This is a genomic window from Streptomyces sp. NPDC059564, from assembly GCF_042735575.1.
Lineage (GTDB): Bacteria > Actinomycetota > Actinomycetes > Streptomycetales > Streptomycetaceae > Streptomyces.
On sequence record NZ_JBHWBP010000082.1, the window covers coordinates 1 to 20,920 of the forward strand.

The 20,920-nt window shown below is 70.2% G+C and carries 20 protein-coding genes; 9 read left to right on the forward strand and 11 right to left on the reverse strand.

Annotated features, from left to right (window positions below; translation table 11 throughout):
• Positions 1-576, reverse strand: a 576-nt coding sequence (locus ACFV0Q_RS16660; protein ID WP_385005860.1) for a DJ-1/PfpI family protein, incomplete at its 3' end; no start/stop codon positions are given.
• Positions 577-764: 188 nt separating this feature from the next.
• Between ACFV0Q_RS16660 and ACFV0Q_RS16665 the strand changes: the two genes are divergently transcribed.
• Positions 765-1,169: a heme-binding protein gene (locus ACFV0Q_RS16665; protein WP_385005862.1), complete on the forward strand. Its 405-nt coding sequence runs from the start codon at positions 765-767 to the stop codon at positions 1,167-1,169.
• Entirely contained in the window at positions 1,166-1,960 is a 795-nt protein-coding gene (locus tag ACFV0Q_RS16670; protein WP_385005864.1) for an SDR family oxidoreductase, read from the forward strand. The genes ACFV0Q_RS16665 and ACFV0Q_RS16670 overlap by 4 nt, the downstream gene beginning before the upstream one ends.
• Before the next feature lie 175 nt (positions 1,961-2,135).
• Here the strand turns inward: ACFV0Q_RS16670 and ACFV0Q_RS16675 are convergent, their stop codons facing one another.
• The 4 genes from ACFV0Q_RS16675 to ACFV0Q_RS16690 form a co-directional block, all read right to left on the reverse strand.
• Positions 2,136-2,921, reverse strand: a complete 786-nt coding sequence (locus ACFV0Q_RS16675) for a hypothetical protein (protein ID WP_385005866.1) — start codon at positions 2,919-2,921, stop codon at positions 2,136-2,138.
• Positions 2,922-3,154: 233 nt separating this feature from the next.
• Complete coding sequence (locus ACFV0Q_RS16680; protein ID WP_385005868.1) at positions 3,155-3,706, reverse strand: GNAT family N-acetyltransferase; 552 nt, start codon at positions 3,704-3,706, stop codon at positions 3,155-3,157.
• Between the two features lie 209 nt (positions 3,707-3,915).
• On the reverse strand, positions 3,916-4,797 hold the full coding sequence (locus ACFV0Q_RS16685) for a hypothetical protein (RefSeq protein WP_385005871.1): 882 nt from the start codon (positions 4,795-4,797) through the stop codon (positions 3,916-3,918).
• Positions 4,798-4,807: 10 nt separating this feature from the next.
• On the reverse strand, positions 4,808-5,371 hold the full coding sequence (locus ACFV0Q_RS16690; protein ID WP_385005873.1) for a papain-like cysteine protease family protein: 564 nt from the start codon (positions 5,369-5,371) through the stop codon (positions 4,808-4,810).
• Between the two features lie 651 nt (positions 5,372-6,022).
• Between ACFV0Q_RS16690 and ACFV0Q_RS16695 the strand changes: the two genes are divergently transcribed.
• Positions 6,023-7,666 (forward strand): pyridoxal-dependent decarboxylase, encoded by a 1,644-nt coding sequence (locus tag ACFV0Q_RS16695; protein WP_385005875.1) that lies wholly within the window; start codon positions 6,023-6,025, stop codon positions 7,664-7,666.
• Between the two features lie 270 nt (positions 7,667-7,936).
• The gene (locus ACFV0Q_RS16700; protein WP_385005877.1) at positions 7,937-9,166 is read left to right on the forward strand and encodes a cytochrome P450; all 1,230 of its coding nucleotides are present in this window, start codon (positions 7,937-7,939) and stop codon (positions 9,164-9,166) included.
• Between the two features lie 107 nt (positions 9,167-9,273).
• On the opposite strand, the gene ACFV0Q_RS16705 is transcribed toward ACFV0Q_RS16700, so the two are convergent.
• Both ACFV0Q_RS16705 and ACFV0Q_RS16710 read right to left on the reverse strand, forming a co-directional pair.
• Positions 9,274-10,206: a hypothetical protein gene (locus tag ACFV0Q_RS16705; RefSeq protein WP_385005879.1), complete on the reverse strand. Its 933-nt coding sequence runs from the start codon at positions 10,204-10,206 to the stop codon at positions 9,274-9,276.
• Positions 10,203-10,595: a hypothetical protein gene (locus tag ACFV0Q_RS16710; protein ID WP_385005881.1), complete on the reverse strand. Its 393-nt coding sequence runs from the start codon at positions 10,593-10,595 to the stop codon at positions 10,203-10,205. The genes ACFV0Q_RS16705 and ACFV0Q_RS16710 overlap by 4 nt, the downstream gene beginning before the upstream one ends.
• 123 nt (positions 10,596-10,718) lie before the next feature.
• On the opposite strand from ACFV0Q_RS16710, the gene ACFV0Q_RS16715 reads away from it, so the two are divergent.
• Positions 10,719-15,590, forward strand: coding sequence for a CHAT domain-containing protein (locus ACFV0Q_RS16715; RefSeq protein ID WP_385005883.1), 4,872 nt, complete (start codon positions 10,719-10,721; stop codon positions 15,588-15,590).
• Between the two features lie 18 nt (positions 15,591-15,608).
• Here the strand turns inward: ACFV0Q_RS16715 and ACFV0Q_RS16720 are convergent, their stop codons facing one another.
• Positions 15,609-16,019 carry a YybH family protein gene (locus ACFV0Q_RS16720; protein WP_385005885.1) on the reverse strand — a complete coding sequence of 137 codons (411 nt, stop codon included), beginning with the start codon at positions 16,017-16,019 and terminating at the stop codon, positions 15,609-15,611.
• 24 nt (positions 16,020-16,043) lie between these two features.
• Between ACFV0Q_RS16720 and ACFV0Q_RS16725 the strand changes: the two genes are divergently transcribed.
• Positions 16,044-16,475 (forward strand): winged helix-turn-helix transcriptional regulator, encoded by a 432-nt coding sequence (locus tag ACFV0Q_RS16725; RefSeq protein ID WP_385005887.1) that lies wholly within the window; start codon positions 16,044-16,046, stop codon positions 16,473-16,475.
• Between the two features lie 45 nt (positions 16,476-16,520).
• Here ACFV0Q_RS16725 and ACFV0Q_RS16730 read toward each other — a convergent pair whose 3' ends face one another.
• Positions 16,521-16,649: a hypothetical protein gene (locus tag ACFV0Q_RS16730; RefSeq protein ID WP_385005890.1), complete on the reverse strand. Its 129-nt coding sequence runs from the start codon at positions 16,647-16,649 to the stop codon at positions 16,521-16,523.
• Positions 16,650-16,654: 5 nt separating this feature from the next.
• Here ACFV0Q_RS16730 and ACFV0Q_RS16735 point away from each other — a divergent pair, with 5 nt between their 5' ends.
• A complete protein-coding gene (locus ACFV0Q_RS16735) occupies positions 16,655-17,239 on the forward strand; it encodes a DinB family protein (RefSeq protein ID WP_385005892.1) in 585 nt (194 codons plus the stop codon).
• A gap of 410 nt (positions 17,240-17,649) precedes the next feature.
• Here the strand turns inward: ACFV0Q_RS16735 and ACFV0Q_RS16740 are convergent, their stop codons facing one another.
• Positions 17,650-18,165, reverse strand: coding sequence for a putative immunity protein (locus tag ACFV0Q_RS16740; RefSeq protein WP_385005907.1), 516 nt, complete (start codon positions 18,163-18,165; stop codon positions 17,650-17,652).
• A 121-nt stretch (positions 18,166-18,286) separates the two neighbouring features.
• Between ACFV0Q_RS16740 and ACFV0Q_RS16745 the strand changes: the two genes are divergently transcribed.
• Positions 18,287-18,679: a hypothetical protein gene (locus ACFV0Q_RS16745; protein ID WP_385005894.1), complete on the forward strand. Its 393-nt coding sequence runs from the start codon at positions 18,287-18,289 to the stop codon at positions 18,677-18,679.
• Between the two features lie 167 nt (positions 18,680-18,846).
• Here ACFV0Q_RS16745 and ACFV0Q_RS16750 read toward each other — a convergent pair whose 3' ends face one another.
• Entirely contained in the window at positions 18,847-19,743 is an 897-nt protein-coding gene (locus tag ACFV0Q_RS16750) for a LysR family transcriptional regulator (protein WP_385005896.1), read from the reverse strand.
• Positions 19,744-19,899: 156 nt separating this feature from the next.
• On the opposite strand from ACFV0Q_RS16750, the gene ACFV0Q_RS16755 reads away from it, so the two are divergent.
• A complete protein-coding gene (locus tag ACFV0Q_RS16755; protein WP_385005898.1) occupies positions 19,900-20,688 on the forward strand; it encodes an alpha/beta fold hydrolase in 789 nt (262 codons plus the stop codon).
• Positions 20,689-20,920 lie beyond the last annotated feature (232 nt).

Genomic DNA, 20,920 nt, shown 5'->3' on the forward strand with positions numbered 1-20,920 from the left:
GGCGGCGACCAGCAGGCGGGCCCGCTGGTTCGCCAGGCGGGCGCCGTGATCGCGGCGGATGAGATGCAGGGACAGGTCGAGGCCCGCGGCGACGCCGCCCGAGGTCAGCACCTGGCCTTCGTCGATGTACAGCTCGTGCGGCTGCACCGTCACCTGCGGGTACTGCGTAGCCAGCGCCGGGGCGTACCGCCAGTGGGTGGTGGCCCGGCGGCCGTCGAGCAGGCCGGCGGCGGCGAGGGCGAACGCCCCCACGCAGATGGACACCATTCGGCTGCCGCGGGCCGCCGCCTCCGCGAGCGCGGCGGTGACCGCGGCGGAGGGCGGGTCGGGCTCCAGGTACCCCGGGACGATCACGGTGTCCGCGGTCTCCAGGGCGTCCAACCCGTCGGCGATGGACAACGCCGGGCCGCCGTGCATCGAGACCAGCCCTGGCCGTTCCGTGCACACCGTCATCGAGTACGGCCCGTCCGGCCAGCTTCCGAAGACCTGCAACGGAATCCCGATGTCGAGTGCGAGGACGTTCTCGAGCGCCACCACGACCACGTGGTGGTTGCCGCCAGAAGCGTGAGCTGTCATGGCACGATTCTATCTCTGTATGGCACGCGTGCCACTGACTCCCTCGCTCTGTTCGCGCCTACGGTCACTTCATGGCCGATGGAGGCGCTTTCCTGCCGTCGCTGCCGGGCGCGGTGGTGGTGCGGAGGGCCGGCGAGGACGCCTCACTGGTGCGGTCTGCCGCCTCACTACCGACAGGGGCAAATGCCATGAGTATCGAGCTGGATGCGGCCCAAGCCACGATCGAAAGAGCTCGCGCCCACGCTGTGGTGATCGGCGTCCCTATGAACATCGCCGTCGTGGACGGCGGCGGACACCTGGTCGCGTTCGCCCGCATGGACGGGGCGGTCCTCGGTTCGATCGAGATCGCACTGGCCAAGGCGAAGACCTCGGTCCTGTTCAACGGCCCGAGCGAGGACCTGTGGGAGTTCTGCCAGCCCGGCGGCCCGGCTCCCGCGACCGAGTACACCAACGGCGGCCTGATCCCCTACGCGGGCGGCCTCCCCCTGCACGACGACAACGCCACCCTGATCGGCGCCATCGGCGTCTCGGGCGGCATGCCCGTCCAGGACGGCGAGGTCGCCCGCATCGCGCGCGGAAAGGAAGCACGATGAAGAAGATCCTGATCACGGGCGCCGGCACCGGCCTGGGCCGAGGCACCGCCGTCGGACTGGCTCAGGCCGGGCACCAGGTCATCGCCACCACCGAGATCTGGTCACAGGTGACCGAACTGCGCAGGCACGTCGAGGAACTCGGCCTGCAGGACCGCGTCATGGTCGACAAGCTCGACGTCCTGGACGCCCGCGACATCGCGGCCGTCTCCGGATGGGACTTCGACACCTTCGTCAGCAACGCCGCGATCGGCGACTGCGGGCCGCTTGCGGAGATCCCCGTCGAGCTGGTCCGGCGCACGTTCGAGACGAACGTCTTCGCGAACCTGGAACTCACCCAGCGGGTGATCCGCACCTGGGTCGACGCCGGCACGGCGGGCCGCGTCGTCATCGTCAGCTCGATGGGCGGCATGCTGACGGCGTTCGGCCTGGGGCCGTACTGCGCGACCAAGCACGCGCTCGAAGCGATCGCGGCGACCCTGCGCGACGAGCTCGCGCAGACGGGGATCACCGTGCAGACCATCAATCCGGGGGCGTACCTGACCGGGTTCAACGACCGCATCGCGGACACGGCCTTCCGCTGGCTGGACGACGCCGTCAACTTCAACCGGACCAAGGACGTGAGGGCCCGCTTCGCGGAGATCCTCGCCGATCAGCTCGACCCGCAGGACATGATCGACAAGATGGTCCAGATCATCGGCGCCGAGCACGGGAAGTACCGGAACGTCTGGCCCCCGGCGACCGAGGAGCTCATCAAGCGGGTCCAGGAGGCCGCCTGGACCCGCACGGTGTGATCCGGCGCGACGGACCCTCGTAAGCGCTCGACAGCCGCAGCACCCACCACCCCGCGCCCACGCCCGGCACCAGGGCCTGCGCGCAGGTACGGATTACGATGCCGAAATGCTGTTCATCGGCTGCGTCCTGCACGACATCGGGCTGAGCGAGGAGGGCAACGGCGGCCGGTCGGGATCAGGGGTCCCAGGGCAGTCGCAGGGCCTCGACTTCCGAGTCGTTGAGGAGGGCTTCGACCAGCGGGGAGGGGCCCGCCACCTTGGTGGCCCACAGGTCGTAGTCCGTACAGAGGACCCAGGACTGGTCCTGGGCCCAGAGGTTGGACGGGGTCCAACCGTCCTCTTCGGGGTGGTCGTACAACGCCTTGGCGTCCGCGAGCGCGCCGGCCCGGACGTGCACGATGTCGAAGTCCTCGGCCCGCTGGAGCAGCGGGTTGTAGTAGGCCAGGCAGCGGGTTTCCGCGCCCCGCGGGCTGTGCTCGGTGAGGACGTCGACCAGCCGGTCCCAGTCAGGTCGGTCCAGCCTGCCCTCGGACGGTGCCTTCATACCGACCGGCCAGCCGCCCGGCTTGACCGAAGGGAAGGAGGTGGGACACGGCAAGTGCCCCACCGGTACCAGGGGGTCATCGGTCCGCTGCGTGAGTTCCGCCCAGCGCAGTCGGCGCCAACGGGGTCCGGGGTGCTCGCCCGGGGTGCCGGTGAACACGTCTGCGGGGTCGAGGCCCGGGAGGATCTCCGGTCCGCCGCCGTTCAGCACGGCCCGTTGGTACGCGAGGTACGACATGTCGGTCGGCCCGAGTTCGTGTTCGTACATGGAGTGGAGCACCCAGGCGGCGTCGGGCAGTGCTGGCGGCATGAAGCCGGTAAGCCCGTCGTCGTCGGCCAGCTCCCGCAGCCAGTCGATCTCCCCGGCCGCGGCCGGCGGCCACCGGGCGATCGCCCGAGCAGCGGATGTCTCGTTCATCCGTTCAGGATCTCACCCGCCGCCGGAGCCGGCGCCCGCTGCGGTTCCCGGCCTGCTCCACCCACGTTTCCGACGCCCTTGACACCTTCTCAGCGCAGGACGGCTCAGCCCGCAACGCGCTGGGGATTCCCTCCCACAGCCAGCCACATCCAAGGTTACGAGACCGTCCGACTGACGGCCGTTCCTCCTGCACGATGAGGCGCGGAGCGAGAGGGACGAAGTCACCCGGACGTTCAGGGCGAAGTGTCCGGCCATTCCTCGCGCAGCATCCCGAACAGCACGGTGTCGTAGCGCTGGCCCGCCACCAGCACGGTGGACCGCCGTCGGCCCTCCTCGCGGAAGCCTGCCTTGGTGAAGGCGCGGACGGCCCGTTCGTTCCCGCTCCAGGTGTCGAGCTCGATCCGGCGCAGCCCGAAGGCCCCGAACAGGTGCCCCACCAGCAGTCGCAGCGCCTCGGAGCCATGGCCACAGCCCCAGCGATCCCGCTCCCCGATGGTGACACCGACCGTAGCCAGCCCGGAGAACGGGTCCAGGTCACGGTAGTCCACCATGCCGATCACCGTGCCGTCGGCCAGATCCTCGACCGTGAATACGGCCGACTCCCTCGGGTTCAGCCGCAGCATCGTTTCGAACCCGAGCTCGACAGCCTCCGCAGTGACCGGGCCGAAGCACGGGTCGCCGCCAGTGGCCCAGTGGACCACCTCCGGATCGTTGCGCCACCGCACGTGATGCCCCGCATCCTGCGCACGGAGCGCGCGGAGCCTTACCAACTCTCCTTCAAACATGAACAGATCATAAGCATCGGCACGATCATCGACGATCTTGATATCGAGCAGCAGCTTCCCGGCCGCGTGCGTGCCGACGGCGAGGTCGTCGACCGCGGTGGGCAGCGTGGCGAGCGGGATCCGTCGGCGGGATCGGCTGGCGGCGGACGCCCGCTCGCTCCGTCGCGGCTGGCTGCCGGGACGGAGCGAGGGGGCGTACGGGGTCGGGCTCAGCGGGTGCTTGCGCGCCGGCGCCGGCGGAGCACGGCGGCACCGGCCGCTAGGGCGAGGGCCGTGCCGGAACCGCCGGCGAGGAGCAGGGTGGAGGACGAGGCGTCGTCCGCCTTGCGCTGGACGCTGTAGCCGCTGGAGTAGCCCTTGGTGTCGTACTGGGAGCCGGGGAGCTTGTCGGCGTAGCGGGCCTTGACCAGTTTCTGGTAGTCGCTGAGCGACGCCGACGCCTGGCCGCCCAGTCCTTGCCGGGCCTGGTCGTTGAGTGGCTCGACGGTGGTGAGCTTGAGCTGGTACCAGCCGCGGATCTGCGGCTCGGTGAAGACCAGCGTGCCCACGGTGGCCTTGCCGGCGTATGCGGCGTCACTGTCGCCGTCGCGCACGGCCGCCAGGTGCCAGCCGCCGCCCTGGGTGGGGGCGAGCATGACGGTGGCGTTGCGACCGTTGACGGTGGTGCTCAGCGAGGAGACCAGCTGCGTCAGCTTGACGGCCTCGATGGGCAGCGGCTGGGCGGTGCCCGCGACGAACCCGGGGGTGATCTCGTTCCGTGCCACCGGGTCCTTGATCGTGAAGACCGGGAGGCCCTGGCAGGGCTCGGTCGTTTCGGGGATCGTCTCCACCGGCCCGCCGGCGCCGCCGGTGGGCACCGGAGTGCGCAGGAAGCGGCAGACGGCGTTGCGGACGTCGACGGACTTCACCGCGTCGAGGGCGGCCTGGTAGTCGGGGATGTCGGCCGGGAGGGGGTCCTTCGCCGGGACCGCGTGCGTCGGACCGACGGCGGACAGCAGTGCGGATGCGCTCAGTGCGATGACGATGGACAGGCGGGAGAAGCGAGAGGCCGCCCGCTTGCTGGACATTGTGGTGCCGCTGGTGTCGCGCATGTCGCCTGCCTTAGCGGGAGATACCGATGCGGGAGTGGGTCCACTTGGAGGAGCTGTTGCTCACGTAGTCGTTGTAGTTCCACCACGTGTACGTGGTGGTGTCCGGCCACGGGTCGGCCACGGCGATCGTGCTGTTCGACGTGTCGAAGCCGTAGACCACGTTCATGTGGCCGCCGCCGGACGTCCACCCGATGCGGGCACCGATCGGCCGGGCCGCCTTGACGTCGGTGTACACCTGGTTGAACGTGGCCGCGCTGCCCAGGCCCGAGCCGGGGTGGGCCATGCCGAGGCTGCTCCAGCCCCTGGCCATGTCGTCGAGCGTGGCGGGCTGGTTGTTGCAGCCGTACGAGGGCTGGGCCCGGTTGCAGAAGTCCGTCTGTGTGGAGCCGAAGCCCTGGAACTTGGCGATGGTCAGCCCGGAGGCGACCCAGCACCACTGGCTCTTCTCCTGCTTCAGCATGCCGATGGTGTCCTGACCCGCTTCCGCGTACGCCGTGCCTCCCGCGGCCGCGAGCGATCCCACGGCGGCCAGCGCGATGGCCGACGCCGTGGTTCCGTACCTGAATTTGCCCATTTTCCTGCCTTCCCCTGATGGGTACAACGAGATGAGCGGGGCAATCTGGCAGGAATATGACAGCGCATCATGCCAACGTCACATAGGAATCTTGCGGAAAATTGACCCGTACTGATTATTTGTCGGCTCATCATGCAATTCGAGAGCGGTCGCGGAGCCGATGATCGTGGTGATGCCCTCTCTGAGGTCGGATTGATGCCCGCACTCCCGCGTCGGGCTACTCGACCAGAAGAGAGCAAATTTGACCATCTGTGCACTCCTAATGACAAAAGATCTGCCATCCCGAGAGCTGCCGAAACGTCACTCCCGAAGGCACTCCCGAGGAATTAAAAGCAAACCCCTCTCACCCGAAATGACTAGGGCGAGAGTAAACGTAGACAGGCGGGCAATCGGGGCGCCATGTCACGCATATCCTGTGTGCCGCGAGGCCCTGGGCAGGACGGCCGAACACGGCGATTGCCGTCGTTTACGCAGGTCAGCATTCCGGCGACGGGCTGCTCCGGCCATCCGCCCGTTGAACGCCGCACAGGCGGACAACTCTCGCAACCGCCTTCATCTCTTGGATACGAGCGCCCGCCGAAGCCGTTGCCGTCTGGTAGCCGTTCAGCACCTGAATGCCGCTTCGAAAAGTTGCTCAGAATCGGACATGGAATGATTACCGAACACTCCGACGCACGTCTGTCGGCACTGCCGAGCAACGACGACTACCAGCTGGGTACCGACGCCTACACCGATGAGCAGCGGACCGCGGTCCTCGCGAAGCTGGAGGGATACCTCGGCGAGCGCAGCGGGCGTCTGCTGGGCTACCAGGTCAACCTCTCGCTCGACGGCCACGCCGCCCTCGGGCGGTTCCTGGGCTACCACATCAACAACATCGGGGACCCGTTCGTCGACAGCAACTACAGCCTGCACTCGCGGTGGCTGGAGCGGGCGGTCCTGGAGCACTACGCCCGCCTGTGGCACGCCTCGCTGCCCGAGGACCCGGCCGCGCCGCGGAACGAGGACGGGTGGGGCTACGTCCTGTCCATGGGCAGTACCGAGGGCAACCTCTACGCCATGTGGAACGCCCGCGACTACCTCGACGGCAACGCGCTGGTACGCGACGAGATCTCCGGCGAAGCCAGCTGCCGGACCAGCTATCTGCGGGCCAAGCACCCCGACGACAACCCCAACGCCTACATGCCGGTGGCGTTCTTCTCGCAGGAGACGCACTACTCGCACATCAAGGCGATGCGGGTGCTGGACATCCCGACCTTCTACGACCTGGGCGGCAGCCTCTACCCGGGGGAGTGCCCCATCGAGGTGGCCGGCACGGGGACGCAGACCTACAACGGCTGGCCGCTCGGCGGAGTCCCGACCACCGGCGGCGACGAGGGACCCGGCACCGTCGACGTCGATGCCCTGGTCGCCCTCGTGGAGTTCTTCGCCGCCAAGGGCCACCCCGTCCTGGTCAACTTCAACATCGGCAGCGTCTTCAAGGGCGCCTACGACGACGTCCAGGGCGCCTGCGAGCGCCTGCGCCCCGTCTTCGAGAAGTACGGCCTCGTCGACCGCACCGTGCGCTTCGACCCCGACGACCCCGAGCGCGTCAGTGTCCGCAACGGCTACTGGATCCACGTCGACGGCGCGCTGGGCGGTGCCTACGCCCCGTACCTGGAGAAGGCCCGCGACACGGGGCTCATCGACAGCGCGCCCCCGGTCTTCGACTTCCGGATTCCCGAGGTGTCCTCGATCGTCACCAGCGGGCACAAGTACCCCGGTGCGCCCGTCCCCACCGGGATTTACATGTCCCGTGCGGGATCCAAGCTGCGGCCGCCGTCGGACCCCGCGGTGGTCTCCTCCCCGGACAGCACGTTCGCCGGCTCCCGCAGCGGGTTCGCCTCCCTGGCCATGTGGAACCACCTCGCGCAGTACAGCGAGGAGCAGCAGGTACGGCAGGCCGCCGAGGTCCTGCGGATCGCCGAGTACACGGCGGAACGCCTCAGGAACCTCAGCACGCAGTTGCGGGAACGCGGCGAGCCCTGGGCCGAGGACGGCATCGAGGTCGGCCACGGCGACCACGCGCTCAGCGTCTGGTTCCAGCAGCCCCGCGCCGAGATCACGCAGAAGTACTCGCTCGCCTGCGTGCCGCTCAACCTCGGTGGCCGTCGGCACGACTACAGCCACGTCTACGTGATGCCGCACGTCACGCAGGAACTCATCGACGAGCTCCTTGACGACCTCTCCCGTCCCGGAGCGTTCGACCGCTCCGCCGAACAGGACGCCGAGCGGCCCTCGCTCCCCCACCAACGCTGACCCGCGGGCGGGCAGCCGGACCGCAACCGCCCGCCCGCCTCCTGGCGGTGTTGCCCCGCGCATCCCCGTGTGCGGGGCAACAGGCGTAGGGCGCGACCCGCCGGCCCGCGTCCGCCCGTCTGCCACGAGATCACGCCGGACTCCGGCTCGACGGACCCCGTGGCGGCCCCGTGCGCGAAGAGCTCGGGGCCGCCGGTTCAACGGCGGTTCCCCACCTCCGGGTCCCCGGAAATCAACGAAGACCACGTGCGAAGCAATTCGGGAGGACGCATGACCTCGTTCCTGGACACGATCACGCCGGAGGCGCTCCACGCGGATCCCTATCCGGTCTATCAGCGGCTTCGACGTGACCACCCCGTGGCCGAGATCCCCGCGCTCGGCTGCTGGCTCGTCACGCGCTGGCAGGACGTGCGTCAGGTGATGAGCCACAGCCAGGCCTTCACCACCAGCTTTCCGTCCGCCATGTCGGAGATCTACGGGTCGGAGAACATCCTGACCAGCAGCGGTGACGCCCACAGAGCGATGCGCGCCAGCGTCGAGGAGGTCTTCGAGCCCGAACGGGCCGGTCTGGCCCGAGAGTACGCACGGAAGGTGGTCAGCGAGCGGGTCTCCGGCATGCGCGGGCGGGCGGACCTCATGGGCGAGGTCCTGGAACCCGTCGCGGCAGAGGTGTTCCGGTGGATGCTGGGCCTCGAAGTCGACAGCTCGATCCTGCTGCGCATGGCACAGGCCCTGTGGCTGGGCGTTCTCGATCCGGGGGACCCCGCCAAGCTCGCGGTGTCGGCCGCCGCCATGAACGAGCTCGATGCCGCGATCGCCCCGTGGTTCGAGGGCCTCGGCCCGGACCCGTCCTCGGCGATCGCACGGTGGCGGCACATCACCCCCGGAAGCGTTTGTCCGCGAGGCGTCGCGGAGGTCCTCCCGACGATCCGCGTGACCCTCCCGTCCCTTCCCGAACCGGGGTGGGCGGCGGGCAGCCTCCTGGTCGCGCTGTTCAACGACCCGGTCCAGCGGGGGCTCGTCCGGGACCACCCGGAGCTTCTCGGCGATGCCGTCCACGAAGTCCTGCGCTGGATGCCACCGTTCGGGCTCGTCGCCCGCATGACCACCCGGCCGGTGGAGCTGGGCGGCACACGCCTGCCCGCCGGTGCACACGTCGTGGCGGCGATCGACTCCGCGAACCGCGACGAGACGGTGTTCGAGCGGCCCGACACCTTCGATCTCCGCCGCCGACGGCAGCCTCTGGTCACCTTCGGATACGGAGAACACGCCTGCCTCGTACGCGCGTTCATTCCCGCCATCGTGGAAGGCCTGGTCGCCGGCATCCTCGACGTCCACCCCGGCGTCCGCGCCGACCCTTCGGAGCGGTCCCGCGCAGCCGGCTGGAGCGCCCGCTACACCGCACGCCTTTGCGTGGACGGACTCGGCGGCCCTGCGACCGAGTACACGCCAGTCCACCGCCAGGCAGTGGCGGCAGAACTGGGCGTGGCGAGCAGTTGACGCCCTCCACCAGTGTGCCCGTCTCCAGTGCGCCCGTCTCCAGTGCGCCCGCCTCCAGCGCGGCGACGATCTAGTACGGCGGGACAAGCGCGCATCGGCCTAGCCGTTCAGGGTGCGCTGGGGGGCGTGAACGCAGGGGTCGGCGCATCGAGCCCGCGCACCAGGTACTGCGTCAGGAGACGCCCGCTCGCCCGCTCCGCCACGGGATCGGCGGGCAGCGGCCATCGGAGCTGCTGGTACAGGTCGGTCCGGTACAGGTCGATGGCCGCCTCGACCAGGTCCGCGAAGGTGCGGGCCCGGGCGGGGAGGAGGAAGAAGCAGGTGCTCGTGACCACCGCGAGGCTCACCGGCAGGGCCCATGGGGTCCAGACGGTGAAGGCCGAGAACAGCAGGCCCCACAGGAAACCGGCGACCGCGCCGTCCAGAGCCGTCCGTGCCGCGATGAGGTCCGCCCTCGCCTGGCCGGGGAGGAGCAGCCACATGTGGGGCCAGACCGCCACCGGGTCCAGGCCGTACTTGTCCACCGGGCGGCTCTCTCCGGCGCGGAGGATGTTGCCCACCCGGGTCGGCATGTAGCGGTCCGGCCGGCTGGGCCAGTCCCGGCGCCTGCGGTCCAGGTGCTGGAAGCGGGCCCGCTGCTCGGGCGTGGCCCGCCCTTCCGCGACCTCGCCCGCGAGCTCATGGAGCTCCGTGAGGAGGCGCCGGGCCGATCGCCGGGTCCCCCGCAGCAACAGCGGCCGCAGGAAGGCGAGCGGCCGGGGCAGATAGCCCTCGATCAGCCGCAGCGTGCCCTCGACCGCCCAGCCCACCACCACGCTGCTCGTGGCGACACCGAGGAGCAGGGCGAGGAGCGCCGCGACCTGACCCGCGGCGGACTGGCGCTGGAGCCAGGTCCCGAGGTCGGCGAGCCGGTGCCAGCCGCCGTGGGCGAGCAGCCACGCGAGCAGCCCGCCCGCCCAGAACACCAGGGCCGGCCCGGCCGCGCCCGCCCACCGGTCGGCGAGTTTGCCGCCGACCGACTCCCAGAATTTGCCGATCACGCGGGGCCGGCTTCCGCGCGCCTCAGCGGCCCCCCATGGGTGGGACAGTCGGGGATCTGTTCCCCGACGTCGAAGCGGTACCAGATGAGGTCGCCCTCGGGGCACTGGAACCGGTCGACGTCGACGATCTCGCCGTCGCCGGAGAGCCGGACCTCCCGGACGCGGGGCGGGCGGTGCGCCGGATCGGTGAGAACGGCCGATGCGAAGGAGCGCAGTGTCGCGTCGGCCGAGAAGGCGGTTGCGAGTTCCCCGTCGACGTCGTCGCCCCGCGCGGCCCGCACCAGCAGCGAGTCGAGGAGCCGGTCCATGCGGTCTGCTTCGTCGGATCCGAGGAGTTCCTTGAGGTATCCGCGGACCGTCCTCGCGGTGATCAGAAGATCTTCGCTCACGCTCACCCACCCCCGGACATTTCTACCACAATCCCGTTTCAGCCAGGGAGAGTTGAGGGACAATGACGGCATTGTGTACGGGGTCGTCCACCGGGGGGAACCTTGAATGCTCCCAGCCGTCGCGTGCCGGTGCAGTACGAGCCCGCGGCCGTCGCCGCGGTGCTCGCCGAAATGCTGGCACAGGGGCCGTACGACGTCCGCGATTTCGTCGCCGCCCACGCCGTGCTCCTCGACCGCTACGACATGGCCGCGGCGGTCCGGCTGGCCTGCGGGCTCGAACCCGGCGCCGACCTGGACGGCCTGACCGCACGGCAGTTGACCAACATGGGCCTGCTCCACCTCTACCGGGGTGAGGGCGAGGCGTCGGTCCGGGTGCTCGACCGCGCGCGGGCCCTGGGCGACCCGGAGGAGCGGACCATCGTCGACATCTATCTCGGGTCGGCGTACCAGGCCCTGGGAGACGACGCGGCGACGCTCTCGGCCCTGGAACGCGCGGTGGCCGCCGGCACCCGGGAATCGGGCTTCGCCGCCCAGGCGCTCGCGATGCTGACGATGCACGACGAGCCGGACCGGGCAGTCGAGTTGCTGTCGTTCGCGGCTCGCCAGGAGGGCCCTCAGGGCGGTCAGGCGGCATTCAGTCTGGCCGTGCTCCTCGCCAAACGGGGCGATCACGCCGGAGCGGAGCTGGCGTACCGGCAGGCGATCGAGGAAGCCCCTCCCACCACCAGGACGTCGGCCGCCAACAACCTGGGCAATCTGCTCAAGAGGACCGGCAACCCGGAATCCGCCGAAGCGGCCTACCGGATCGCCATCGCCGAAGGCCTGGCCGACTCGGCGGTCAACCTCGGTCTGATGTTCGCCGAGCTCGGCAGGACCGACGATGCGCTCGCCGCGTACCGTACGGCCGTCGCCATGCCCGATCCCGATCAGCAGGCGCGGGCTCTCACCAACATCGGTGAACTGTTCCTCGCCACCGGGCGCTTGGAAGAGGCCGAGCACGCCTTCGAAGAGGCCCTCGCCACGGGCCACCCCGAGCATTCCTGGCGCGCACGGTTCGATCTCGGCTCGGCGGTGGCCCACCTCGGGCGGCGCCGGGAGGCGCGGCGCCACTGGGAGATCTGCCTGACCGCTCCCGTGCCCCGGGTGGCGGAGATGGCCCGCGCCTGTCTGACCGACCTGGACCGAGGCGTGGTGCCGACCCGGCCACGCGACGAGGCGCACACGGCAGTTCCCGAGCCCGGGCAGCTCGTCGAGCGACTCGCGCACCAGCTGTGCAACACGGAAACATGGACCGATGCGCGGGCCCTGTTGCTGGCCCACCCGGAGAGCATGCGGGCCGTGGCGGAGGCACTCGCCCTCCACACCGCGGAGGCCGAGGCGGAAGGGCACGACGGCGAAGCGCAGACCTGGCGCCAGCATCAGCGGCTCGTGGAAAGGTGCCTGGAGATCGGCATCGACGCGGCCTTCGCCGAGGAGTCCGACGTCGCGGACATCGCGGACGACGAGCTCGCCGTACGGTTCCTGGCCCTGACGGATGCGCTCGCAAGCCACCGTGCCACCGGTACGCGCGCCGAGAGCGCCGCGCGGGCAGCGGCCGCGCTCCTGAATGATCCCCGATGGCACCGTTCCTCGGAGGAGTTCAGGGCCCGGGTCCTGGTGCTGGCCGGCGAGGCGACGGACATCGGTGGACTTGATCACCCGTACGAGCTCCGTGAGCGGATCATCCGGGAGATGCGGGAACTGTGGCAGAGCTGCCGGCCCCGGTTCATGGGTCTGCTGCCCCACAACCTCGCCGCCGCACTGCTCACGTACCGTACGGGCAGCGTTTACCTGGCGGATGCCGACGAGGCGGTCAAGCTGCTGGACGCCCTCGAGTTCGCGGACGACGCGGCCCCCGAAGGGCAGGCCCTGATCCACAGCCTGCTGGCCGAAGGACTCGCATACCGCGCCCTCGCGAGCGTCGATACGAGGGCCGAGGATTTCGACCGGGCCCTCGCCCTCGCGGAGGCCTCGCTCCGGCAGCTCGCCGCGGCGCGGGAACTGGGCCGGAGCGAGCGCTCCCAGGTCCGCGGCAGGGTGAGCCAGGTGCTCGAACTCCATTACGACCTGACCCGCGACCGGAACTCCCTCGACCGGGCCATCGCACTGAGCCTCGAAGTGGTCGACGACTGCGGCCCGGCACACCGGCTGACAGCCGTCTACAAACTCGCCGGACTCCTTCTGGACCGGCGCAACATCGGAGACACGGCGGCTGCCGCCAGTCTGCTCGGCGAGGCCGCCGAGCTGGCCCCCGGTGGCAGCGAGCTCCATGAGCACGTCGTATACCGGCTGTGCGAGACGCTGCTGGAGGACGGCTACGCCGCGGGAGCGGACGCCCTCCCGGCACGCCGCGTCCACGCGCTCATCACCCGCAGGCTCATGGAGATCGACGGCGCCACGACCAGGAGCCGCTGCCGCACGGCCATCCTGCTCGTCCGCCTTTTCGAGCACACCGGGCAGGTCGCCCTCGTGCAGAAAGCCGTGCGGATAGCCGAGGCGACACTCGAAGCCGGGCTCGACGGGGAGGACGCGTCCCTGGCGACCCAGGTACACGGGCTCACCCTCGGCCTGCTCTACGAGGCGACCGGTGACGTGAACGCACTGCACCGGTCGGCGGCGATCCTCCAGGAGCTGGCGGCCGGGAATCCGCCGGATCCGGAACTCGTCCAGCAGTACGGCACCGCGCTCTACACCCTGGGGATCGCGACGGGGGAACTGTTCTACTTCGACCAGGCGATCGACGTCCTCAGGGCCGGATACGGGGAACGGACCGAACCCGAATTCGTCAGGCAGCTCGCCATCGCCCTGGAGAACCGGGGCCACCGGCTCAACGACGTCGGCAATCTCCGGGAAGCGGTCTCCCTCCACCGCGAGCTCTACGAGGCGACCGACCCGCAGTCGGCCCTGCGGTGGCGCCGCGCGGCCGATCTGGCGACCGCGCAGCTGCGGCTCGACGATCTGGCACCCGATCCGGCCATGCTCGACGAGGCGATCACCTCACTGCGCGATGCCGTCCACGGCCGCCCCACCGTGCGGGTCGGAACACGGCCCCTGCACAACCTGGCGTCCGTACTGATGCGCCGGTACGAGCAGACCCGCGCACCGGAGGCCCTCGACGAAGCCATCGCCCTGATCGAACGGTGCGTCTCCCACGAGAGCGCGGCGTCGGCGCTGCTGCCCATACATCTGGCCACCCTCGGTGAGGCGCTGGCCCTCAGGCACACCCGGGACGGCTCGGAGGAGGACGCCGCCCGCGCGACGGCGACCCTGCGATCGGCCTGCACGACCGCGGTCGAACAGGGCTTTCCGCTGCGACGGGGGGCCCGGATCTGGGCCCGGTGGGCCGGTGACCGCGGTGCGTGGGCCGAAGCGGCCGAGGCCGCCGAACTCGGACTGGCCCACCACGAGACCTCCGTACGCACCCAGCTGGTGCGCGTCCACAAGGAGGCCGTCGTCGCCGAACTGGGCTGGCTCAGCTGCCTGGGCGCGTACGCGTACGTGCAGCTCGGCGACACGGCGGCGGCCGCCGTCATCGTCGAGCGCGGACTGGCGGCGATGCTGTCCGATGCCCTGGAACGCGAACCGGCCGACCTGGGCAGGCTCGCCGACGCCGGACGCGGCGATCTCGTCCGCCGCTACCACGACCACACCCATGCCATCGCGGAGCTGGAGGCGCTCCTCGACCCTTCGAACGAGGGCGTACGCCGGCCCGGCGCCCCGGCCTCGGCCGGCCAGTGGGCGGAGCCGCTCAAAAGGCGGCACGAGGCCCTGAAGAGCCTCATCGACGAGATCCGCGAGGTCGACGGATTCGGCGACTTCCTCAAGCCGCCGGGCCTGCAGGACATCTACGCCGCAGCCGAGGCACAGCCCCTCGTGTACCTGATCGCCACGCCCTGGGGCGGACTGGCCCTCACGATCGAGCGGGGCAAGGACCGCCCCGGTCATGTCGACCTGCTCCTGGAGCGCGACAAGGCCGACCTCCTCGCGGTGCATCTGCTCAGCGCGAAGGGGCCGGCCGTCCTGCCCGCCATCAGCGTCATCTCGGCCGTCCTCTGGACGGCCGTGATGAGGCCGGTGCTGCTGGCGATGGCCGACCACCGGGCCATCACGCTCATCCCCGCGGGGTCGCTGTCGTTCCTGCCCTTCCACGCGGCGCGGGGGTCCGCCAACCTGCAGCCCGCGCTGGACGACACGTACGCGCTGGACCTGATGCGCATCACCTACGCGCCCAATGCCCGGACACTGTCCCAGGCCGCCCGCCGGGCCCGCGGGCAGCGGGGCCCGGCCTCGCGGCTGCCCGCGCGACTCCTCGCCGTCGACGATCCGGAACCGGGCGCGGCCTCGCTGCGCACCGATGCCGAGATGACCGCCGCGCTCCGGCGCTTCCCCGACCACATCCGCCTCCGGGGCGGCGAGGCCACCGCGGCCCGCGCGCTGGAGCACCTGCCCGCGTGCGACGTGCTCCACTTCGCCTGCCACGGAGACGTGTCCCTCTTCCGCCCCCTGGACAGCTCACTGCGTCTGTCCGGCGGGGAACACCTCAGGATCGGCACCCTCATGGACACCAGGATCGACGCCAGGCTGTCCGTGCTCTCGGCCTGCTCCACCAACGTCTCCGGGATCGAGTCGTCGTACGAGTCGGTGAACCTGTCCTCGGCGTTCCTCGTCATCGGCGCCGCCGGTGTGATCGCGTCGCAGTGGCAGGTCCCGGACGAGGCGACCAACCTGCTCATGGCGGCCTTCTACGACTGCTGGGAGGAGAACGCGGAGCCGTCGGAAGCCCTGCGCCGGGCGCAGTTGTGGCTGAGGGACAGCACGAACCAGGAGCTTCAGGAACGCTTCCCGGACGCGGTGGGCCCCGGCCCTTCCGGGACCGTGCCCCGACTGCTGTGGGCCGGGACGCGGCCCTACGCGCACCCGTACTTCTGGGCGGGCTTCACGTACACGGGGCGCTGAGCGGGTGCCGGGCGCCGGTCAGGCGGGCGAGGTGCCGAACGGGTTGTCGATCACGTAGCGCCACAGGCCGTCCGGACCGCGCCGGGCGACGTCGGTGGCGGTCCCGGCCAGCCGGACGGCCGCGCCGTCGGGGCCGGTGCCCTCGATGCTCCAGTCGACGATCAGCAGTGCGATGTCACCCGCCGTGTACGTGTGGCGGGGGCGCACTTCGATCGGCAGCCCCAGCGCGAGGAACTCCACCGTGGCCGCGGCCAGCGCGGAACCCGTCAGCGGGGTTCCGGGACGGGGAACGAAAACGGCGTCCGGTGCGTACACCTGCGCCACCGCTGCCGGGTCGCCGGTGTTGAAAGCCGCCGCGAAGACGGCCGGGTGTTGCCGGGGATCGGTGGTGAGGACGACAGTGGGTGCATGATCGCGTTCGATGTTCATGGCCGTAGCCAACCCGAGGCCGAAATGGGTCACCAAACGGAAAGCCACGCCGGCCGGTGGGACACCGAGCTGGTGCCCGACGCCGACGGGCGAACCGTGCGGCCGGAGCCGGGCTGCCCTGTGGAACTGGCGCTCGCCGCCGTGTCCGGGCGCTGGACCACGCTCGTGCTGCGGGAACTGATGGGCGGCCCGCTGTCGTTCGGGGCCCTCGCGGCCCAGCTGCCCGACATCAGCCCGAAGGTGCTCACCGAGCGGCTGCGGACGTTGGAGGGGCAGGGCCTCGTCCTTCGGGAACGACTGCCCGGCTTTCCCGTCCGCACCCGCTACGGTCTGACCGCGGCCGGTACGGCTTTGCGGCCCTTGCTGGTCGAGCTGTACCGGACCGGGGTGCAGCTGGCCGGGACGGCGCAGGGGCGGGCGGCCCGTCCCGGCACCCTCGGCGGCCGGACCGAGTGACGTCATGGACTGGCTCTGAAGCCCTGGCAGATCTGAGAGGCTGTCTCACGTGGCACGTTTCGCGAGCTTCTTGTAGCGGGTCAGGGCCGCGGCCATGGCCAGGCCTCGGCTCTGCCAGTCGTTGCGGACCACGTACGGGATCTTGAGAGCACGAGCAGTCCATGGCAGGCTCATGCCGCATGATCGATGAATTCGCGAAAGACAACCTGCACGGGAGACTGCGGCGGGACCGCAAGGCGCTGCTCTGGAAACTCGACGGCTTGTCCGATTACGACGCCCGCCGGCCTTTGACAGCGACCGGGACCAACCTCCTCGGCCTGGTCAAACACGTGGCCACCGTCGAGGCCAGGTACTTCGGCGAGGTCTTCGACCGCCCTTCCCCGGAACCGCTGCCCCGGTGGCAGGACTCCGACGGCAGCGATCTGTGGGCGGCCGAGGACGAGACCCGCGATCAGATCATCGAGTTCTACCGGCGCACGTGGGAACACTCGGACGCGACGATCAACGAGCTTCCGCTCGACGCCCCCGGCCACGTGCCGTGGTGGCCGGAGCCTTATTCGAACACGAACCTGTTCGCCATCATGGTCCATGTCCTCGGCGAGTCCATCCGGCATGCCGGGCACGCCGATATCCTGCGCGAGGGCCTCGACGGCCGGACCGGGATGCGCGCCGAACACGAGAAGCAGATCGACGAGGAAGCCCGGGCAGCCTACTGCGCGAAGATCGAGCAGGCCGCCAGGTCGGCCGCACCGATCAAGGCCTAGAGGTTGTCGCACGTGACGTGATGTTCGTGCGGCATGATGCCGGTCGTGGGTGCTGACCTATCGAAGCGTCTGGGTCCTGATGAACTCTGGGAGCTGGCCACCCCGTTGCTGCCGTCGTTCGCTGCTCGTCCGCCACCGCGCGCGCATCGCTACCGGCTTCGCCCGGCTGCCGGACGGGCACACCGCTGCCCGCCATCCAATTCACCTCCGGCCGGAACCGGCGCTTGTACGCCGACGAGTGATGCCGGTCCCGCGGCGCTTCAGTGTGCGCACGTGGCCGCAGACCCCGGACGGGTGTTCCAGCCCCCGCCCGGGCGGCCCGGCTCGATATCCAGCAGGCTGGCCACAAACGAAGGGAAGACCTGGATGATCGATTCCGAGGGGGCAGTGCAGACAAGCCGTCACGCCCGTCAACAGTCGAAGACCGACCAGCAGATCTCGTTTCGCAACCGCTGATCATCCAGGACGAGTTCGCGAATCACATCGGGGAGCTGTTCGCGCTGCCAACGGCACTCGAGCCTGCCGGCGCTCTCACCCTCCCCTCCGGGGGCGGCCGCACGCACGGCCTTGATCGCGTAAGCCGCAGCGCCAAGCTCGTGTGCGGCGACATGCGCCACCACCGCCGCCTGGCCGGCGGCATACGCGGCGTGCCGAGCGGCTCCGCTCAACTCTCTTGCCGCGGCCATGGCATGGCCACCCGCCGCTCGGGACTGAGACATCCTGATCTCGCCGCACGCCCACGCCCGAATCTGCTCGATCGCCTCGCGGGGCCGCCGGTCCGAGGGCTGCACCGACTCGAAGAGGTGCAGAACGTGTTCCGCACACGCGGCGGCCCACAAAGCCAGGAGCTGATGGTCGGAGTCCGTAAGCGTCCCCCCACGGCGGATGGTGATCAAGCGGGGGTCGCGATCTTTGGGGAGGATCATGATGTTCCAAGGGATCGGCTGCGCGCACAGGGCGACGGCCTCCAACATCATTGTCTGAAGCCGGAGTTGTACGCCTCGCAGCCGCACTCTATGCGAACAACGACGATGCGACCCTGCTTACATGACCCTGAAAAACGATTACTGGCAGCGCCATATCGCGCCGTCGCTGGCCGTCCTCGCTGCTGACGCTTCGGACCAGCTGGCGTGGGCCAGAGAGCACCAGGTGCGGACTGTCGCCATTGCCGAGGAGGTCGAGTTCAGCGTCCAGCTGGCCGAAGGAATCGCGGGCCAGAGTACCTTCGAACCGGAGGCCCTGCAGGACCTCAAGGCCGTCGGTCGACTGTTGGACGAGATGGACCTCCGCTGTCGCACCGACTGGTGGGCCGACGCGCTGGCCACCCATGCCTCCTGGGGCGAGGTGCGGACTCTGGCCCGCCAGATCCTCATCGTCCGGATGGGTGAATGGCGCCAGCCACTGCCCCGCCGCGTGCAGCCTCAACACGTCTATGACTGAGCACGGTTCATCCGTACGTGGCTGAGCAGGTTGGACATGTACGCCGCCCCGGGCAGGCCGGCGGCCATCAGCGAGCCGGGCCTCTTGGTGGCGCGGCCGGGGTGGGACGGGGCGGCCCCGAGGGCGGCCCCTGCCGGTACTCCGCAGCGGGGTGTCCGTCCCCGGAGCTATGCCCGGGCCACCTCGTCTGCCTCGTGGCAGGCTTCGATCAGGGCTCGCAGTGCGGCCCTCGGCGGACCGTTCCGCACCGCGAGGTAGGTCCGCATGACGGGTGCCGGGTCGCTCAGCGGGCGGAACACCACGCCGGGAACGGGGAGCTGATCGGCGTGCGGAGCGTAGAAGACGGTCCAGGACGGTTTGCCGTAGCCGATGGCGGCGAGGGTGTCCTGGTCGTTGGTGAACTCCGGGCCCAGGACGGGCGTGTAGCCGGCGGCCCGGCAGGAGCGCATCACCAGGTCGTGGAGTGCGGGGTTGCGGGAGCGGGGGGAGAGCCGCAGCGGTAGTTCCGTGAGCTGAGCCAGTGCGACGGTCTCCCGCGCGGCGAGCTCGTGGCCCGCGGGTAGCGCCGCCATCAGCGCGTCCTGCCACAGCGGCAGGAACTCCAGCCCAGGGTCGGCCCGTTCACCGCGCAGCAGAGCGGCGTCCAGGTCACCGGCCCGCACCTGCGCCAGACGTTCCTCGGTACTGCCGGTGACGAGCTCCAATGGGGCGTGTGCGGTACGTCGGGTGAACGCGGTGAGTACGGCGTCCAGCCGGGCACCCAGCCCGGAGCTGGTGCCGAGGCGCACCGTCGCGGCGTGTTCGGCGCGCAGTTCGTCGATGGCCTCCCGTGCGTGTGCCTGAAGGGCGAGCATCTCCCTGGCGTACGGAAGGAGCCGGTGGCCCGCCTCGGTGAGCTGGACTACGCGGGTGGAGCGGACGAACAGCTGGGCACCCAGCTCGCGTTCGAGCCGACGGAGCTGCTGGCTGACCGCGGACTGCACGATGTGCAACCGCTCGGCGGCACGGCCGAAGTGCAGTTCCTCCGCCACGGTGAGGAAGTAGCGCAGCTGCCGCAGCTCCATGGGCCTCCGGTCCCCTTGTCCCCCATGACCAGCATTGATCACCGTTCGCGATCAGTGTAGGCGCGGATCGCTCATTGGCCGGTGGAGGTGATCGCGATTGGCTGGGGACATCACGATCCGCGCGGCCCGCAAGGACCAACGAGGCAGAGGAGAGCCATGTCCAGCCTGGACATCAACGACACCACGCTCCACTACGAGGACGAAGGGGCCGGTCCGGCGCTGCTGTTCCTGCACGGCTGGGGCACCAGCGGCCGGACCTGGGGCGCCCAGCTGCCCGACTTCACCCGGGACCACCGGGTCGTCACGGTCGACTGGCGGGGCTGCGGGCGGTCGGCCCGCCCCGTCCGGGGCAACACCACCGCCGGTGTGGTCAGCGACCTGGTGGCACTGATCGGCGCGCTGCGGCTGGACCGGCCGGTGGTCGTCGGCTCGTCGATCGGCGGGTCCTTCGCCACCGCACTCGGGCTGCGGCGACCTGAGTTGATCGCGGGTGTGGTCCCGGTGGGCGCGCCGGGGTACTGGCCGTCGGCGAAGGCCCAGACGGAGCTGGTGGCCGCCCTGCACCGCGACCGGGCCGGTACGGTCGCCGGCTGGGTGCCGGGGTGGTACGCGCCGGGCACCGCGCCCGCGCTCATCGACTGGACGGTCCGCCAGATCCTGGACTCCGGCGTCTACATCGACGAGCACCAGGCCACCGCCGACGGCTACGACCCACGCCCGACACTGCCCGAGCTGCGGGTGCCGATCCACTACATCCACGGGGAGCTGGACGCCGCGATCCCCCTGGAGGTGGCCCTGACGTGCGCCGCCCTCACCCCCGGAGCCGAGGTCAGCGTGATCGCCGGCGCCGCTCACATGCCACACCAGGAGCGCCCCGACCGGTTCAACACCGCGCTGCGCGCCGCACTCGCCCGGATGGCCCAGGCCACCTGCGGCGCCGCGTAACCCGCCCGGACGAGCCCACCGAGACCGTTCCGGTCGGACGGGTGACCGCGACCGCTTGCATCAAGTACGGCCGGATCGGCGCACCTTCCCTTGGCCGCGGCCATGGTCAAGGTCAAGATCAAGGTCAACACGGTAGTGCCCGCCGGGGTACATGTACGGCATCGTCATGCACTCCCCCGCGATGTCGTGCACTGAGCCTCCGCCAACTTGAAATTGCAGGTCAAAGGGCTGG

What these genes read in the sequence shown, in the direction of transcription:
- ACFV0Q_RS16665 (WP_385005862.1), top strand. Translation starts at nt 765, where the DNA reads ATGAGTATCGAGCTGGATGCGGCCCAAGCCACGATCGAAAGAGCTCGC.
- ACFV0Q_RS16670 (WP_385005864.1), top strand. Translation starts at nt 1,166, where the DNA reads ATGAAGAAGATCCTGATCACGGGCGCCGGCACCGGCCTGGGCCGAGGC.
- ACFV0Q_RS16675 (WP_385005866.1), bottom strand. Translation starts at nt 2,921, where the DNA reads ATGAACGAGACATCCGCTGCTCGGGCGATCGCCCGGTGGCCGCCGGCC.
- ACFV0Q_RS16680 (WP_385005868.1), bottom strand. Translation starts at nt 3,706, where the DNA reads ATGTTTGAAGGAGAGTTGGTAAGGCTCCGCGCGCTCCGTGCGCAGGAT.
- ACFV0Q_RS16685 (WP_385005871.1), bottom strand. Translation starts at nt 4,797, where the DNA reads ATGCGCGACACCAGCGGCACCACAATGTCCAGCAAGCGGGCGGCCTCT.
- ACFV0Q_RS16690 (WP_385005873.1), bottom strand. Translation starts at nt 5,371, where the DNA reads ATGGGCAAATTCAGGTACGGAACCACGGCGTCGGCCATCGCGCTGGCC.
- ACFV0Q_RS16695 (WP_385005875.1), top strand. Translation starts at nt 6,023, where the DNA reads ATGATTACCGAACACTCCGACGCACGTCTGTCGGCACTGCCGAGCAAC.
- ACFV0Q_RS16700 (WP_385005877.1), top strand. Translation starts at nt 7,937, where the DNA reads ATGACCTCGTTCCTGGACACGATCACGCCGGAGGCGCTCCACGCGGAT.
- ACFV0Q_RS16720 (WP_385005885.1), bottom strand. Translation starts at nt 16,019, where the DNA reads ATGAACATCGAACGCGATCATGCACCCACTGTCGTCCTCACCACCGAT.
- ACFV0Q_RS16725 (WP_385005887.1), top strand. Translation starts at nt 16,044, where the DNA reads ATGGGTCACCAAACGGAAAGCCACGCCGGCCGGTGGGACACCGAGCTG.
- ACFV0Q_RS16730 (WP_385005890.1), bottom strand. Translation starts at nt 16,649, where the DNA reads ATGAGCCTGCCATGGACTGCTCGTGCTCTCAAGATCCCGTACGTGGTC.
- ACFV0Q_RS16735 (WP_385005892.1), top strand. Translation starts at nt 16,655, where the DNA reads ATGATCGATGAATTCGCGAAAGACAACCTGCACGGGAGACTGCGGCGG.
- ACFV0Q_RS16740 (WP_385005907.1), bottom strand. Translation starts at nt 18,165, where the DNA reads ATGATCCTCCCCAAAGATCGCGACCCCCGCTTGATCACCATCCGCCGT.
- ACFV0Q_RS16745 (WP_385005894.1), top strand. Translation starts at nt 18,287, where the DNA reads ATGACCCTGAAAAACGATTACTGGCAGCGCCATATCGCGCCGTCGCTG.
- ACFV0Q_RS16750 (WP_385005896.1), bottom strand. Translation starts at nt 19,743, where the DNA reads ATGGAGCTGCGGCAGCTGCGCTACTTCCTCACCGTGGCGGAGGAACTG.
- ACFV0Q_RS16755 (WP_385005898.1), top strand. Translation starts at nt 19,900, where the DNA reads ATGTCCAGCCTGGACATCAACGACACCACGCTCCACTACGAGGACGAA.